We start from the raw sequence: 15,513 nt of genomic DNA, 5'->3' as shown, positions 1-15,513 counted from the left end.
TATGTGGATCCCGCTGCGGTGGGTGAGACCGCCGAGTTCGGTCAGCCGGCGCTCGCGCTGGCCTCGGGTGCGCCGGAGGCCGCCGGGCTTGCCGTGCCCGCCGGCGTCGGCTCTGGCGGGGACGCCGGGTCGAGCCCCGGCTCGCCGACGGTCAGGCTCTGGATGACCACGTCGTCGTCCTTTGGCTTGACCTTCTCGCCAGCCTCATTCTCCACGGTCGGCAGCGCGCCGATCTTCTCCACCACGTCCAGGCCGCCGGTGACCCGGCCGATGACCGGGAAGGCCGGCTCGGCGGTGGTGAAGTCCTCGAAGAAGATCAGGAACTGGCTGCCGTTGGCGCCCGGCGGGTTGCTGATCATCGCCACCGTGCCCTTGGGGTACGTGGGCGGCTGGTCCGGCGACGGGCTGGGCGACGCCTCCGGCGCGGTCGGCACGTTCTCGTTGTAGAACGAGTACGACGGGCCGCCGAGGCCGGTGCCGCTCGGGTCGCCGCAGCGCACCGCGCCGTCGGCGGTGATCTCGTGGCACTTGGTGTCGTTGTAGAAGCCCTGCCCGGCCAGGTGGGCGATGCTCGCGGCGGCGCACGGGGCGTTCGCGAGGTCCAACTCGACCGAGATCGGGTCGCCCTGGTTGGTGGTGATGGTCATCGGCCGGGTGCCGGTCACCGGCAGGCCGGTGGTGGCCGGCTCGCCGACCTGGCGGAGGTTCGGGTTGCCCTCGGTGTTCTGCGGGGTCCAGAGGCAGACCTCGTCGTTCGCGGTGTCCCGCGTCGGCTCGCTGTCGAAGGCGCCCAGCGCCCACGCCGAACCGGCGACGACCAGCACGAGGATCAGGGCGGTGCCGACACCGGCTCGAATGCGCCGCCGGCGCCTGACGGTGGCGGCCCGGCGGGCCTGTTGCCGGTCGAGCTTGGCCCGCGCCAGTTTGCGCTGCCGGTCCCTGCTGGAAGCCACCCGTGCTCCCCTTTCCTCTACCCTGGTCGTCACTTGGTGGTCGCGTACCCGTCGGGCGGCAGGTGCGCCACGCCACACGCCCGCCAGAGTGTACGGGTACCGGCTGGGAAAGTCGTGTACGAGGTCGTTGCACGTCCGCATCGGAATCCGTCACTGCCCCTGCGCGCTGGTGGGACCGAGTGGTCCGGGCGCGCCCGGACCGCCGGTAGGCTGCTGGCGAGGACGACTCGACGGAAGGGGAGCGGACGTGCTCGTGGCCGGCTTTCCCGCGGACGCCTTCGGCACCAACTGCTATGTGGTGGCCGCCGCGCCGGGGGAGCAGTGCGTGGTGGTCGACCCCGGCATCGGGGTGATCGACCGGCTCGACGCGCTGCTCGCCGAGCATCGTCTGCATCCGGCGGCCGTGCTGCTCACCCACGGGCACCTGGACCACACCTTCTCCGTGGCACCGGTGTGCGGGGCGCGGGGCATCACCGCGTACGTGCACCCGGCCGACCGGGAGCTGCTGGCCGACCCGACGAAGGCCCTGTCGATGGACCTCACCCAGCTCTTCGGTGGCCGGCTGCCGTACGCCGAGCCGGAGGACGTCGCCGAACTGGCCGACGGCACGACGCTCAGCCTCGCCGGGTTGGAGATCACCGTCGACCACGCGCCGGGCCATACCGGCGGGTCGGTGCTGTTCCGGCTGCCCGGCGCCGGCTCGCCCTGGGAGGCGGAGCAGATCTGCCTCTCCGGTGACGTGCTGTTCGCCGGCTCGATCGGCCGCACCGACCTGGCCGGCGGCGACATGCCGACGATGATCACCAGCCTGCGGGACAAGATCCTCCCGCTCGCCGACGACACCGTCGTGCTGCCCGGCCACGGCCCGACGACCACCATCGGCCGCGAGCGCGCCACCAACCCGTACCTCGTCGAGGTGGCCGGGACGGGCGGCGGACGACCGGCGGCCCCCACCCGCGGCCTGTAGTCGCCGCGGACCAGGACCTCCCCGCGCCTGCCGCGCGGGTGCCGAAGGAGCATCATGAGCAAGCCCACGCCCATCTCCGGCTTCCCGGAGTGGACGCCCGCCCAGCGGATGATCGAGCAGTACGTCCTGGACCGGATCCGGTCCACCTTCGAGCTGTACGGCTTCGCGCCGCTGGAGACCCGCGCCGTCGAGCCGCTGGACCAGTTGCTGCGCAAGGGGGAGACCTCGAAGGAGGTCTACGTGATCCGGCGCCTCCAGGGCGATGCGGAGGGCCCGGCCGGTGACGACGCCCTCGGGCTGCACTTCGACCTGACCGTGCCGTTCGCCCGGTACGTGCTGGAGAACGCCGGCAAGCTCCAGTTCCCGTTCCGCCGCTACCAGATCCAGAAGGTGTGGCGGGGCGAGCGTCCGCAGGAGGGGCGGTACCGCGAGTTCCTCCAGGCCGACATCGACATCGTCGACCGGGACACCCTGGCCCCGCACCACGAGGCGGAGATGCCGCTGGTCATCGGCGACGCGCTGCGGGCGCTGCCGATCCCGCCGGTACGCATCCAGGTCAACAACCGCAAGATCTGCGAGGGGTTCTACCGGGGCATCGGGCTGACCGACCCGGAGGCGACGCTGCGGGCGGTCGACAAGCTCGACAAGATCGGCCCGGCCGGTGTGACGGAGCTGCTGGCGACCACGGCCGGGGCGAGCGAGGCGCAGGCCAAGGCGTGCCTGGCGCTGGCCGAGATCTCCGCGCCGGACGCCTCGTTCGCCGACGCGGTCCGCGCGCTCGGGGTCAGCGACCCGTTGCTCGACGAGGGCGTCGCCGAGCTGACCGCCGTGGTGGAGACCGCCGCCGCGCACTCGCCCGGCCTCTGCGTGGCCGACCTGCGCATCGCCCGGGGCCTGGACTACTACACCGGCACCGTCTACGAGACGCAGATGATCGGGTACGAGCGGTTCGGCTCGATCTGCTCCGGCGGCCGGTACGACAACCTGGCCAGCGCCGGGACCACCCGCTTCCCCGGGGTGGGCATCTCGATCGGGGTGACCCGGCTGCTCGGGCTGCTCTTCGGCGCCGAGGCGCTGACCGTGTCCCGGTCCGTGCCGACCTGCGTGCTGGTGGCGGTCACCACCGAGGAACTGCGGCCCGCCAGCAACCGGGTCGCCGAGGCGCTGCGGTCGCGGGGCGTACCCACCGAGGTGTCGCCGAGCGCGGCGAAGTTCGGCAAGCAGATCCGGTACGCCCAGCGGCGCGGCATCCCGTACGTCTGGTTCCCGGGCGCGGAGGGTGCCCCCGACGAGGTGAAGGACATCCGCTCTGGTGAGCAGGTCGTCGCGGTGGCCGGGGAGTGGACGCCACCTGCGGCGGACCTGCGGCCGCTGGTGAGCTGAGCTCCGGGCGGCCGTGGTGTAAGGAAGGGCCCCTTATTAACGCCTCGTGCATAGGAAGGGTCCCTTCCTAACCTCACTCCAGGGGGAGCAGCAGACAGCTCGACGTGGCGTGCGCGACGAGACGGGACTGCCCGTCGGTCAGCCGGGCCTCGGCCAGGGCGGTCCGACGACCGCGTTGCAGCACGGTGCCCTCGCAGCGCAGCGTCCCGGAGCGGACGGTCACCGGGCGGAGGAACTTCACGTTCAGGTCCAGCGAGGTGTAGCCCACGCCGATCGGCAGTGTGGTGTGCACGGCGCAGGCGGCGGCGGTGTCCAGCAGCGTGGAGAGCACACCGCCGTGCACGGTGCCGAGCGGGTTGTAGTGGAACTCCTGCGGCTCCAGCTCGACGACGACCCGGCCCTCCTCGGCCTCCATCCGGGACATGTCGATCAGGTGCATCACCGGTGGGGCGGCCAGTTCTCCGGCGATCATCGCGCGGAGCAGTTCCAGTCCGCTGCGCCGGCCGACCTGGGCGGCGTTGAGACCCGGGTCGGACCAGGAGAAGGTGCGGCTGCGCGTCGCACCCTGCGTCTGCGTCATGGACGCAGCCTGTCAGTGCTTGCTGGGTCTGTCAATCAGACCTAGCCTGTCGGGCATGAGACCCGTGGCCCTGGACTGGTCGATCGACAACTGCACGGTCGCCCGCGCCATGGAGATCCTCGGCGAGAAGTGGACCCTGGTGGTGCTCCGCGAGGTGTTCAGCGGGGTCCGCCGCTTCGACGACATGCGGGTACGCACCGGCGTACCCCGGCAGGTGCTGACCAACCGGCTGGCCACACTGGTCGCGCAGGGGGTGCTCCGGCGCGAGCCGTACCGTGAGCCGGGCAGTCGGCTGCGGCACGAGTACCGGCTCACCGCCAAGGGGATGGACCTGTGGCCGGTACTGGTCGCCGTCTTGGCCTGGGGGGACCGGTATCTCGCCGATCCGGAGGGGCCGCCGCTGCGCGTCGGACACCGCGACTGCGGCGCCGACATCCGGGCGGAACTGCGCTGCGCGGACGGGCACCACGTCACCGAGCCGCGTGACGTGATGCCGCGTCCGGGGCCGGGCGCCCGTCGACGATGACGCCCGACCGGTCGCGGTTTGGCTCGGCAGGGGATGGCGCTCTTCTGACGGTGACGCCCGCCCGGATACCCGCGGTGTGGTTCGGCTAAGTCCCGGCGATGAGGTCCGCCCGGGTCCTGACGGTGAGGCTCGGCAGGCTTCTGACGGTGACGCCCGGCCGGGTTCCGGCGGTGAGGCTCGGCCGGGTTCCGGTGCCCGGTCCGGCGCTGCCGCCGGACCGGTCTTCGGTGGCTACCAGGCGAAGCCGGCGGGGTAGGAGACGTTCGCCAGAACCTGCTGGCCGGCGGCGTTCGGGTGGAAGTAGTCCCAGCCGGAGAGCTGGGAGAGGGCGAACGGGTAGCCGAAGACGGCGTTGCCGTCGTACCGGCAGTTCGACCCGTACGCGGCGCAGGCCGCGGCGAGCTGGCCGTTGAAGTCGACCACCCGCTGCCGGACCCGGTTGCGTCGGTCCACGTCGGCCTGCGCCGTGGAGGTCGGGTTGGCTAGCAACGACTGGCAGATCCCGAACACCGACCAGGCGGTACGCGCGCTGCCGCTGTCCTTGCCGACCGTCCAGAGCCGGTGCACGTCCGGAATGCTGATCACGAAGACACGTGCGTTCGGCAGGCCGGTCCTGAGTCGGTTCAGCGCGGAGTCGATGTTGGCCCGGAAGGTGGCCACCGAGGTCATGCCCGACTCCGAGCCGGTGCAGGCGTCGTTCGCGCCGATCAGGATGGTCACGTACCCGGCTCCCTGGCTGACCGCGGTGCCGGCCTGGCCGGTCAGGTCGGCGGACTTCGCGCCGGTGCGGGCGGCGTTGTGGTTGCGGCCGTTGATCGTCGGCTCGACCCGGCGGATCCGCAGGTAGTGGCTGTTGACGGTGGCGTCGTCGCCGGTGCTGAACGACCGGCTAGTGCAGTCGACGTACCACCCGCAGGCGTTGAAGCCCCGGGTGATCGAGTCGCCGAGGCTGGCCATCGAGGTCGGTGGCGGGCCGGGTGCGGCCAGGGCGGGGGCGGTGGTGAGCAGGACGAGGGCGGTGACGCCGGCGAGGGTGGCCAGCGCGCGTCGGACGAGGGTCATGGGTGGCCTCCGGTTCACGGTTGCCGGGTGGCGGCGGTGACCAGAGCGTATAGACGACCGTCTGTGTCCACAATGTTGCGCGGAGATTACTTGGGGATGGTTGGTCGATTCGGCCGGACTCGGGGGTTGTTGACGATCTTAAATGTGTGAATACTTTCCCTCGCTTGGCCATTTCCCCAGGTGGCTGAGTTGCCCCCGCCCCTGTCGACGTGACAGGGCGCGAAATCCCCTACCGGGAGGCTGTTACATGCGACCCACAAGGTCAATGCTTCGCCGCGTCGTCTCCGCCGCCGCCGCCGGAACCCTGGCTGTCGGCGTACTGGCCGGCGCCCCGGCCCAGGCGGCGCCCGCGTCCGCCACACCCGACGCCGCGGCCGCCCTCGCCGACCGTCTCGGCGACCGCGCGGCCGGCGCCTACGCCGACGCCAGCGGCGCCATGGTCGTCGCGGTGACCGACGCCGTCGCGGCCCGCCAGGTGGCCGCCGCCGGCGCCACCCCGAAGCTGGTCACGCGCGGTGCCACCGAGCTGAACCGGGCCACCGCCGTGCTGGAGCGCTCCGCCGCTATCCCGGGCACCGCCTGGTGGACCGACCCGGCCACCAACCAGGTCGTCGTCTCCGTCGACAGCACCGTCACCGGCGCCAAGCTGGAGCGGGTCAAGGCCGCTGCCGCGCGCACCAACGGCGCCGTCCGCATCGAGGCCCAGGCCGGTGTGCTGAGCACCCGCATCTCCGGTGGCGAGGCGATCTACGCACAGGGCGGCGGACGCTGCTCGCTCGGCTTCAACGTGCGCGCCGGCAGCACCTACTACTTCGTGACCGCCGGCCACTGCACCAACATCGCCGCGAACTGGTACAGCAACTCGGCGCAGACCGCGCTGCTCGGTTCGCGTACCGGCAGCGTCTTCCCGGGCAGCGACTACGGCATCGTCCGCTACGCCAACCAGAGCGTCGTGCAGCCGGGCAACGTCTACCTCTACAACGGCACCTACCGGGACATCACCGCCTCCGGCAACGCGTACGTCGGCCAGTCGGCGCAGCGTTCCGGCAGCACCACGGGTGTTCGCAGCGGCTCGGTGACCGCCCTCAACGCCACCGTCAACTACGCCGAGGGCCAGGTGCGCGGCCTGATCCGGACCAACATCTGCGCCCAGCCGGGTGACAGCGGCGGCTCGCTGTTCAGCGGCACCATCGCGCTCGGCCTCACCTCCGGCGGCAGCGGCAACTGCAGCATCGGCGGCACCACCTTCTTCCAGCCCATCGGGCCGGTGCTGAGCCGGTACGGCGTCAGCGTCTACTGATCCTCCTTCCGCAAACCTTCTCCTCCGCCAGCGGGCCGCCGGATTCCTCCTCCGGCGGCCCGCCCGGCTTGTACCGCCGGGTGCGCTGCTGTCAGCACCGGGTGCGCTGCTGTTGGTACCGGGTGCGCTGCTGTTAGCAGGGGACCCCTGCTATGCACGAGGCGTTAGTAGGGGGCCCTTCCTTACACCCGGGGAACGAGGGCGGGTGCGGGCTGACAGAATGCCGGGAGCAACGGACGTAGAGCCAGACGAGGGAGACGCACGTCGTGATCCGTACCCATGACGCCGGCAGCCTGCGCGCGACGGACGCCGGCACCACGGTGACGCTCGCCGGGTGGGTGGCCCGCCGGCGCGACCACGGCGGTGTCATCTTCGTCGACCTGCGCGACGCCTCCGGCGTGGTCCAGGTGGTCTTCCGCGAGGAGGACGCGCACGCGTTGCGCAACGAGTACTGCGTCAAGGTCGTCGGTGAGGTCACCCGCCGCCCGGAGGGCAACGAGAACCCGGAGCTGCCCACCGGCGAGATCGAGGTGACCGCCGCCGAGCTGGACGTGCTCTCCGAGGCCGCCCCGTTGCCGCTGCCGATCGACGACCAGGTGGTGGCCGGCGACGACGTCCGCCTGAAGTACCGCTACCTCGACCTGCGCCGGGGCGGCCCGGCCCACGCGATGCGCCTGCGGTCCCGGGCCAACCAGCTCGCCCGTGGCGTGCTGCACGAGCGGGACTTCCTGGAGATCGAGACGCCGACGCTGACCCGGTCCACCCCGGAGGGCGCCCGCGACTTCCTTGTCCCGGTCCGCCTGCAACCCGGCAGCTGGTACGCGCTGCCGCAGTCCCCGCAGCTGTTCAAGCAACTGCTCATGGTCGGCGGCATGGAGCGGTATTACCAGATCGCCCGCTGCTACCGCGACGAGGACTTCCGGGCCGACCGGCAGCCGGAGTTCACCCAGCTCGACATCGAGATGTCCTTCGTCACCGAGGACGACGTGATCGACCTCGGTGAGGAGATCGCCGCCGCCCTCTGGTCCGACCTGGCCGGGTACGAGATCCCCCGGCCGATCCCGCGGATCACCTGGCACGACGCCATGGCCCGGTACGGCTCGGACAAGCCGGACCTGCGCTACGGCGTGGAGCTGACCGAGCTGACCGACTACCTGCGCGGCACCCAGTTCCGGGTCTTCGCCGGAGCGATCGACGCGGGCGGCTACGTCGGCGCGGTGGTGATGCCCGGCGGCGCCGGCCAGACCCGCAAGGAGCTGGACGGCTGGCAGGACTGGGCCAAGGCGCGCGGCGCCAAGGGACTCGCGTACGTGGTGCTGGACGCCGAGACCGGCGAGCCGCGCGGGCCGGTGGCGAAGAACCTCTCCGCCGAGCACCTGGCCGGGCTGGCCGACGCGGTCGGCGCCAAGCCGGGCGACGCCGTCTTCTTCGCGGCCGGCCCGGAGGCCCGCGAGGCCCAGGAACTGCTCGGCGCGGCCCGGATCGAGATCGCCAAGCGGGCCGGCCTGGTCGACGAGAGCGCCTGGGCGTTCTGCTGGGTGGTGGACGCGCCGATGTTCGAACGGACGTCGGACGAGAGCGGCAAGGCCGGTGGCTGGACGGCCGTGCACCACCCGTTCACCTCGCCGAACGCCGAGTGGATGGACCGCTTCGAGGAGGCGCCGGACCGGGCGCTGGCCTACGCGTACGACATCGTCTGCAACGGCAACGAGATCGGCGGCGGCTCGATCCGTATCCACCGCCGCGACGTGCAGCAGCGGGTCTTCGAGCTGCTCGGCATCACGCCCGAGGAGGCGCAGGACAAGTTCGGCTTCCTGCTGGAGGCGTTCAGCTACGGCCCGCCCCCGCACGGCGGCATCGCGTTCGGCTGGGACCGGGTCTGCATGCTGCTCGCCGGTGTCGACTCGATCCGCGAGGTCATCGCCTTCCCGAAGACGCGGGGCGGTTTCGACCCGCTGACCGGCGCGCCCACCCCGATCACCGGGCAGCAGCGTGCCGAGGCCGGCATCGACGCCAAGCCCAAGCCCGCCCAGGTCCCGCACACCGGCACCGCCGGCCCGGCCGCCCCGGTCGCCGACCCCACCTGACCGACGTCGCGTGAGGTCGGTGGGGCGGCACCCCGCCGACCTCACGACGCGTCGCGGAGCGGTCCAGGGGGTGCAGGTCGGTGCGGTTACTGGTGGTGGGTGGTAGCGGGTTCCTCGGCCGTGAGGTGTGCCGCCGGGCGGTCGCTGCCGGGTGGGACGTGGTCGGCACGTACCACTCGGGGCAGGTCGAGGTCCCCGGTGTGGCGTCACACCGGGTCGACGTGACCGACCGGGCTGCGGTGCGCGAGCTGGTCACCCGGGTACGCCCGGACGCGGTGGTCGGCACCCCCTACCGGTACGCCGACTGGGCGGTCACCGCCGACGGGGCGGCCCATGTCGCCTGCGCGGCCGTCGAGGTGGGTGCGCGACTGGTGCACCTGTCCAGCGACGCGCTGCACGCCGGCCGCCCCGAGGCGTACGCCGATGACGACCCGCCGAGCCCGGTCTACCCGTACGGTGCGGCGAAGGCGGCCGCCGAGACGGCGGTGCGGGCCGTCGACCCGGACGCGGTGCTGGTGCGTACCTCGCTGATCCTGGGGGAGGGGAGTCCGCAGATCCGGCTCTGCCGGGACGCGCTGGCCGGGCGGGCCGCCCTGTTCAGTGACGAACTCCGCTGCCCGGTGGACGTCGGCGACCTGGCGGCGGCCGTGCTCGAACTGGTCGAGTCCGACTACGCCGGTCCGTTGAACGTGGCGGGTGCCGACGCGGTCAGCCGGGCCGAGCTGGGTCTGCTGGTGGCCCGGCGGGACGGGCTGGACCCGAGCGCCCTGCGGACCACCACCGGGGCTGCGGTCGGAGTGCGTCGCCCCACCGAGGTGCGCCTGGACTCCGCCCGCGCCGCCGCGCTCCTGCGGACGCGGCTGCGTGGTGTCACCGAGCTTCTCGCCGCCTGAGCCCGAACTCGATCGACAGTGCTTTGGCAACATGCACAGTTTCTATGCACAGAACTTGTGCATAGAAACTGTGCACGGCTATCGTGCGGTCATGGGAGACGTGCAGAAGCCGGCACCGCGACGGGTACGGATCGACCATCGGCAGGTCCGGGCGTTGGCGCACCCGCTACGTAACCGGCTGCTCGGTGCGCTGCGGGTGACGGGGGCGGCGACCGCCACCACCCTCGCCGAGCTGCTGGACACCAACACCGGTGCGACCAGCTACCACCTGCGCCAGTTGGCCGAGGTCGGGCTGGTCGTCGAGGAGACCGACCGCAGCGCCGGGCGGCAACGCTGGTGGCGGGCCGCGCACGACGTCACGAGCTTCGAGAGCACCGACTTCGACGACGACCCGGACGCGCGGGCCGCGATCGAGTGGATCCAGGCCGACCAGGTACGCCTCTTCGTCGAGCACGCGGAGCGATGGTTCGCCGTACGCGACCAGTGGTCGCCGCAGTGGCGCGAAGCCTTCGGCATGAGCGACGTCTTCCTGACCATCCCGGCGGCCCGGCTCAAGGAACTCCAGGCGGAGCTGTTGCAGATCCTCCAGCGCTACCACGCCGAGGCGGACCCCGACGTGCCCGGCGCCGAGCAGGTGCAGGTCGTCCTGGCCAGCCACCCGCTGCTGATGGGGGAGAAGCGGTGACGAGCGACCTGTCCGCACTCCAGATCCGCCGTCGGTTCCTGGTCCTGCACGGGCTCCGGTGGTTACCGGTCGGTCTGATGATCCCGGTGACCATCCTGCTGATGCAGGAGCGGGGCCTGACCCTGACCCAGATCGGCCTGGCCGTCGCCGCCCAGGGGGTGGTGGTGCTCGCCCTGGAACTGCCGACCGGAGGGTTCGCCGACGCGCTGGGCAGCAGGCCGGTGCTGGTGGTGGCGAACGTGGTCGGGCTGGTGTCGCTGGTCCTGCTGGTGGTCGCCGACTCCTTCGTCCTGCTGGCCGCCGTCTGGGCGTTGCAGGGCGTGTTCCGTGCCCTGGACAGCGGCCCGCTGGAGTCCTGGTACGTCAACAGCACGCTCGCCGTCGACCCGGACGCCGCGTACGAGAAGGGGCTCGGTCAGGGTGGCACGGTCCTCGGTCTGTCCATGGCGGCCGGCGCCCTGCTCAGCGGTGGGCTGGTGGCCCTGGGCCCGGTGGGTCCGGTCAGCGCGCTCACCACGCCGATCGTGGTCGCGGTCCTGTTGCAGGCGGTCGTCCTGGTGGTGTTGCTGGCGCTGCTGGTGGAACAGCGGCCGGCGGCCGGCGCGGGCGCGCTGCGGTCCTCGGTCCGCGCGGCGCCGCGCATGGTGGGCGAGGCGTTCGGCCTGCTGCGCCGGTCCCGGGTGCTGCTCGCGTTGGTCGCGGTCGAGCTGTTCTGGGGCTTCGGCATGATGACCTTCGAGGGGCTGCTGCCGGTGCGGCTGGCCGAGGTGGTGGGTGACCCCGACCGGGCCGCCGCCCTGCTCGGCCCGGCCAACACCGTGGCCTGGCTGGCCTCGGCCGGTGGTGCGGCGCTCACCCCGCTGCTGATCCGCTGGCTGGGGGCCGCACCCGGTGCCGCCCTGCTGCGGATCGTGCAGGGCGGCACGGTCGTCGGCATGGCTCTGTTCGCCGGTCCGGTCGGCGTGCTGATCGCCTTCTTCGCCTGCTACGCCGTGCACGGCGCGTCCAATCCGCTGCACATGGGACTGCTGCACCGGCAGGTGGACGGTCCCTACCGCAACAGCGTGATCTCGGTGAACTCGATGGTGGCCATGCCGGCGGGGGCGCTGGGCGGGGTCGTGCTCGGCTTCGTCGGCGACCGGGCCGGGGTGGACACGGCGATGCTGGTCGGCGCGGTGGTGCTGGCCGTGGCCGCGCCGCTCTACCTGCCGGCCTGGCGGGCCACCCAGGCGTCCGGCGGGGAGTCCGCCCCGCCCGCGAGGCGGACCGAGGTGAGCGGGAAGGCGCCGGTGTAGCCGAGCCGCCGGTACAGCCGGATCGCGCCGACGTTGTCCGGATAGACGCCCAGCGCCACCGTGTCGTACCGGGACGACAACGCCCGCGTCATGCCGGCGGTCAACGCCGCACCCAGCCCCCGGTTGCGGTGCCTCGGGGAGACCACCAGCCCGGCCAGGAAACCGACCTCCTCGCGGGTCCGGTCGGCCCCGACGGCGACCAGCCGGTCGCCGTCGCGGACGCCGTACCAGTCGACGATCCCGGTGCCGCCGGGCCGCGCCGTACTGGTGGGGAACGCCTCGTCGATCAGCTCGGCCACTGCCGGGTGGTCCGCCGCGCGCAGGCGGACCACCCGCTCCTCGCCGGGCTGCGGCGGCGGCGCGCCGGCCGTCCAGAGGAAATCCCAGTCCCGGTACGCTACGGCCGCACCGGCGCGGTCGGTGGCCGGATCCAGCCGGGGCAGGTGCACCCACTGGCCCGGGTCGAGCGTCCGCTCCGCGGCGAGCGCGCCGACCAACTCGACGGCCGCGCCCGGCGTCCCGACGGCGGCGCAGATCGTCACCTGAGCCGACGACAGCAGCCAGCACACCGCCCCGTCGTGTCGCCAACCGCGCACCGGGGCGCGGCGCGGCACCGTGTGCCGAAAGAAGGGGTGGTGGTCCACGGCGGCCAGGATCGCCTCCCGGCCGACCAGCGCCTCGGCAGCGATGAGCACGGGAACAGCCTAGGTGGGGACGCTGCGGGGCGGCCCGCATCCACGGTGGAGATTGGCGAGCCGACCGATCGGGTACATCCCGCGCCGAACCTACTGGAACCCCCACCGGAGGAACGACATGCTCGCCATCGCCGCCGCCGCGGTCTTCGGCTTCGCCCTGTTGCTCGACCTGCTGGACAGCAAACTGGGAGCACCGGATCTGTTCAACTGGAACACCCTCGTGCTGATCGGCCTGCTGCTGCTCGCGCTCCACCTGGCCGGCTTCGGCAGCCGGGGCGGCGGCGGTGGCCGCTGGTACCGGGGTCGCCGGCCCGGGCGCGGCTGACCGAGAACGATCATCCCGGGCTCGGCCGGCAGCGCGATTCCGGCGTTGTCGGCCGAGCCCGGTACTGTTCGGGTGATGGAGTCCGACGCCCTGTTCACCCTCAGTGAACCCACGGCAGCACCCGGTGCGCCGACGGGTCCCGACGGCGTCGGCGGCTTCACCCCGGTCGGTCCGGACGCGCCGCTTCCGGTCCGGATGCGCCCGGCCACCCTGGACGAACTCGTCGGGCAGGACCACCTGCTCGCCCCGGGAGCGCCCCTGCGGCAACTCGTCGCCGGCAGCGCGCCGATGTCGGTCATCCTGTGGGGGCCGCCGGGCAGCGGCAAGACGACCATCGCCCACCTCGTGGCCGCCGCCACCGACCGGCGGTTCGTGGCCATGTCGGCGCTCTCGGCCGGGGTCAAGGACGTCCGGGCCGTGATCGACACCGCCCGGCGTCAGCGACGTACCGGCGGCCCGCCGACCGTCCTCTTCATCGACGAGGTGCACCGGTTCAGCAAGACCCAGCAGGACTCCCTGCTCGCCGCCGTCGAGGACCGTACGGTCACGCTGCTCGCCGCCACCACGGAGAACCCGTACTTCTCGGTGATCTCCCCGCTGCTGTCCCGGTGCGTGCTGCTCACCCTCCAGCCCCTCGACGACGCGGCGGTCCGCGCACTGCTGCGTCGCGCCCTGACCGACGAGCGTGGCCTCGGCGGCGCGCTCGACTGCGAACCGGAGGCGGAGGACCACCTGGTCCGGCTGGCCGGTGGGGACGTCCGCAAGGCGCTCACCGCGCTGGAGGCGGCGGCCGGGTCGGCGACCGCACTGGGCACCGGCCGGATCGACCTGGCCACCGCCGAGCGGGCGGTGGACACCGCGGCCGTGCGCTACGACCGGGCCGGTGACGCCCACTACGACGTGACCAGCGCGTTCATCAAGAGCATGCGGGGGTCGGACGTGGACGCCGCGCTGCACTGGCTGGCCCGGATGCTGGTCGCCGGTGAGGACGCCCGGTTCATCGCCCGTCGCCTGGTCATCTTCGCCAGCGAGGACGTCGGCATGGCCGATCCGAGTGCCCTCGGCGTCGCCACCGCCGCCGCGCACGCCGTCGAGTACGTCGGGCTGCCCGAGGTCCAGCTCAACCTCGCCCAGGCGGTGATCCACCTGGCCACCGCCCCCAAGTCGAACTCGGCCACCACCGCGATCGGCGCGGCGATCGCCGACGTGCGGGCCGGTCGGGGCGGCCCGGTCCCGCGCGGTCTGCGCGACGGCCACTACGCCGGTGCCCGAGGGCTCGGCCACGGCATCGGATACCGCTACCCGCACGACGACCAGCGGGGCGTGCTCACCCAGCAGTACGCGCCGGACGACCTGGTCGGTGCCGACTACTACCAGCCGAGCCAACACGGTGCGGAACGATCGGTGGCCACCCGGCTGCCACTGCTGCGCCGGATCGTCCGCGGGCTGCCCGCGCCCGCCCGCGTACCGGCGGAGACCACGGGCGACCGGGCGGCGACGACGGGCCGGGCCGAGACCCCGCCGTCCGGAGTCGACGGCGGCCCGTCCACGGTCACGGACGCCCACGCGGCGGATGAGGTCGGCCGCAGCGCCGACGGGAAGGGTCAACAGTGAAATCGTCGGAGCGACCGGAGGACGGCCCGGACGAACGGCGTCCCAAGGCCCGCCGCTGGGGCCGGAGCAAACCCGAGGCCGCTCCGGAGGAACCGGGCGCCGGTGAGGACTTCGGCTGGATCGACGACCTACGCTCGGCCAAGCAGCAGCGCGGCGAACTGGGCCCGGACGGGGTCGCCCCGGTTCCGGACGGCCCCGGCGCCCGCCCCGGCCCGTCCGCGCCGCCGGTCACCGACCGGCCCGGCCAGGTGCCTCCGGTCCGTCCGGGCCAGCCGCCCGCCGGGCGCCCGGTGCCACCGTCCGGGTCGGTCCCGCCGCCGCCGTCCGGGTCCGTCCCGCCGCCGGCTCCCGGTGGCCGGGCCCCGATGCCGTCCGGCCCCGGTGGGCCGGATCCGGCGGTCGGACCCCCGGCCGCGCCGCCCCGCCGGCTGCCGACCGAATCACCACGCTCCCGCCCGGCCGACGGGCCGTGGCCGGGCGCACCGGCCCCCCGGCCGCCCGCCGGTCCGCCGCCCCACGCTGCTCCGCCCGCCGGTCCGCCGCCTCACGCTGGCCCGCCCGCCGGTCCGCCCGCTGCCGGGCACCGGCCGCCCGCCGCCGCACCCCCGGCCCCCGGCCCCCGGCCGCCCGCTGGACCGGGCGACCGTGCGCCGGGTGGGCCGCCCTTCGCGGGCGGTCCGCCCGGCTGGCGAGGACGTCCCGGGCCCGCCGAGCCGGTCTCGGGAGCGCCGTCCGGCCCGGTCTCCGGTGCGCCGACCGGCCAGGTCCCGGGTGTGCCGACCGGCCAGGTCCCGGGTGTGCCGACCGGCCAGGTCCCGGGTGTGCCGACCGGCCAGGTCCCGGGTGTGCCGACCGGCCAGGTCGCGGGTGGGCCCGGCGGGACCGGTGGACCGGTCGGCCCCGCGCCGAACCAGCCCACGCCACGGCGGAACCCCTCCGGTCGGCCCGGCGGGATTCCGGCCAGCGCGCGCCGGACCGTTCCGCGCGGTCCCCAACGGGGCACGACGCCGCCGGAGTCGGGCGCCGGTCCGCGTACCGCTGACCGCACCGACCCCGATCTGACCGCCGGGGGCCGGGCGGGACGCTTCGGTGGCCCCGCCGGGCCCCGCCCGACCGCGCCGCACGCGACCGACGGTCCCACCCACCCG

General features: G+C 73.4%; 14 protein-coding genes. 10 read left to right on the top strand and 4 right to left on the bottom strand.

Annotated features, from left to right (window positions below; all coding sequences use genetic code 11):
- Nucleotides 1-41 precede the first annotated feature (41 nt).
- Nucleotides 42-953 (bottom strand): peptidylprolyl isomerase, encoded by a 912-nt coding sequence (locus ACWDVW_RS23605; RefSeq protein WP_449952538.1) that lies wholly within the window; start codon nucleotides 951-953, stop codon nucleotides 42-44.
- Nucleotides 954-1,200: 247 nt separating this feature from the next.
- Here ACWDVW_RS23605 and ACWDVW_RS23600 point away from each other — a divergent pair, with 247 nt between their 5' ends.
- Nucleotides 1,201-1,920, top strand: a complete 720-nt coding sequence (locus ACWDVW_RS23600) for an MBL fold metallo-hydrolase (RefSeq protein ID WP_350695027.1) — start codon at nucleotides 1,201-1,203, stop codon at nucleotides 1,918-1,920.
- 54 nt (nucleotides 1,921-1,974) lie between these two features.
- Nucleotides 1,975-3,303 (top strand): histidine--tRNA ligase, encoded by a 1,329-nt coding sequence (gene hisS, locus ACWDVW_RS23595; protein WP_449952535.1) that lies wholly within the window; start codon nucleotides 1,975-1,977, stop codon nucleotides 3,301-3,303.
- Between the two features lie 73 nt (nucleotides 3,304-3,376).
- On the opposite strand, the gene ACWDVW_RS23590 is transcribed toward hisS, so the two are convergent.
- Complete coding sequence (locus ACWDVW_RS23590) at nucleotides 3,377-3,883, bottom strand: PaaI family thioesterase (protein WP_449952532.1); 507 nt, start codon at nucleotides 3,881-3,883, stop codon at nucleotides 3,377-3,379.
- A gap of 55 nt (nucleotides 3,884-3,938) precedes the next feature.
- Between ACWDVW_RS23590 and ACWDVW_RS23585 the strand changes: the two genes are divergently transcribed.
- Nucleotides 3,939-4,409, top strand: coding sequence for a winged helix-turn-helix transcriptional regulator (locus ACWDVW_RS23585; RefSeq protein WP_449952529.1), 471 nt, complete (start codon nucleotides 3,939-3,941; stop codon nucleotides 4,407-4,409).
- Nucleotides 4,410-4,640: 231 nt separating this feature from the next.
- Here the strand turns inward: ACWDVW_RS23585 and ACWDVW_RS23580 are convergent, their stop codons facing one another.
- On the bottom strand, nucleotides 4,641-5,471 hold the full coding sequence (locus ACWDVW_RS23580; RefSeq protein WP_449952526.1) for an SGNH/GDSL hydrolase family protein: 831 nt from the start codon (nucleotides 5,469-5,471) through the stop codon (nucleotides 4,641-4,643).
- A gap of 247 nt (nucleotides 5,472-5,718) precedes the next feature.
- Between ACWDVW_RS23580 and ACWDVW_RS23575 the strand changes: the two genes are divergently transcribed.
- From ACWDVW_RS23575 to ACWDVW_RS23555, 5 genes are all read left to right on the top strand, one after another.
- A complete protein-coding gene (locus ACWDVW_RS23575) occupies nucleotides 5,719-6,771 on the top strand; it encodes a S1 family peptidase (protein ID WP_449952523.1) in 1,053 nt (350 codons plus the stop codon).
- 266 nt (nucleotides 6,772-7,037) lie between these two features.
- On the top strand, nucleotides 7,038-8,858 hold the full coding sequence (gene aspS, locus ACWDVW_RS23570) for an aspartate--tRNA ligase (protein WP_449952520.1): 1,821 nt from the start codon (nucleotides 7,038-7,040) through the stop codon (nucleotides 8,856-8,858).
- Between the two features lie 80 nt (nucleotides 8,859-8,938).
- Complete coding sequence (locus tag ACWDVW_RS23565) at nucleotides 8,939-9,751, top strand: SDR family oxidoreductase (RefSeq protein ID WP_449952518.1); 813 nt, start codon at nucleotides 8,939-8,941, stop codon at nucleotides 9,749-9,751.
- A 91-nt stretch (nucleotides 9,752-9,842) separates the two neighbouring features.
- Nucleotides 9,843-10,436: a helix-turn-helix domain-containing protein gene (locus ACWDVW_RS23560; protein ID WP_449952515.1), complete on the top strand. Its 594-nt coding sequence runs from the start codon at nucleotides 9,843-9,845 to the stop codon at nucleotides 10,434-10,436.
- On the top strand, nucleotides 10,433-11,731 hold the full coding sequence (locus tag ACWDVW_RS23555) for an MFS transporter (RefSeq protein ID WP_449952512.1): 1,299 nt from the start codon (nucleotides 10,433-10,435) through the stop codon (nucleotides 11,729-11,731). Before ACWDVW_RS23560 ends, ACWDVW_RS23555 begins: the two co-directional genes overlap by 4 nt.
- Here ACWDVW_RS23555 and ACWDVW_RS23550 read toward each other — a convergent pair.
- On the bottom strand, nucleotides 11,638-12,426 hold the full coding sequence (locus tag ACWDVW_RS23550; protein ID WP_449952509.1) for a GNAT family N-acetyltransferase: 789 nt from the start codon (nucleotides 12,424-12,426) through the stop codon (nucleotides 11,638-11,640). The two genes, ACWDVW_RS23555 and ACWDVW_RS23550, sit on opposite strands and share 94 nt — an antisense overlap.
- A gap of 118 nt (nucleotides 12,427-12,544) precedes the next feature.
- Here ACWDVW_RS23550 and ACWDVW_RS23545 point away from each other — a divergent pair, with 118 nt between their 5' ends.
- Complete coding sequence (locus ACWDVW_RS23545; RefSeq protein WP_117229288.1) at nucleotides 12,545-12,751, top strand: hypothetical protein; 207 nt, start codon at nucleotides 12,545-12,547, stop codon at nucleotides 12,749-12,751.
- 75 nt (nucleotides 12,752-12,826) lie between these two features.
- Nucleotides 12,827-14,365, top strand: a complete 1,539-nt coding sequence (locus tag ACWDVW_RS23540; protein WP_449952506.1) for a replication-associated recombination protein A — start codon at nucleotides 12,827-12,829, stop codon at nucleotides 14,363-14,365.
- Nucleotides 14,366-15,513: the final 1,148 nt, after the last annotated feature.

Source organism: Micromonospora sp. NPDC003241 (assembly GCF_053589795.1).
The sequence above is the reverse complement of the archived record's forward strand: the minus strand, read 5'-3'. Positions and strand labels throughout refer to the sequence as shown.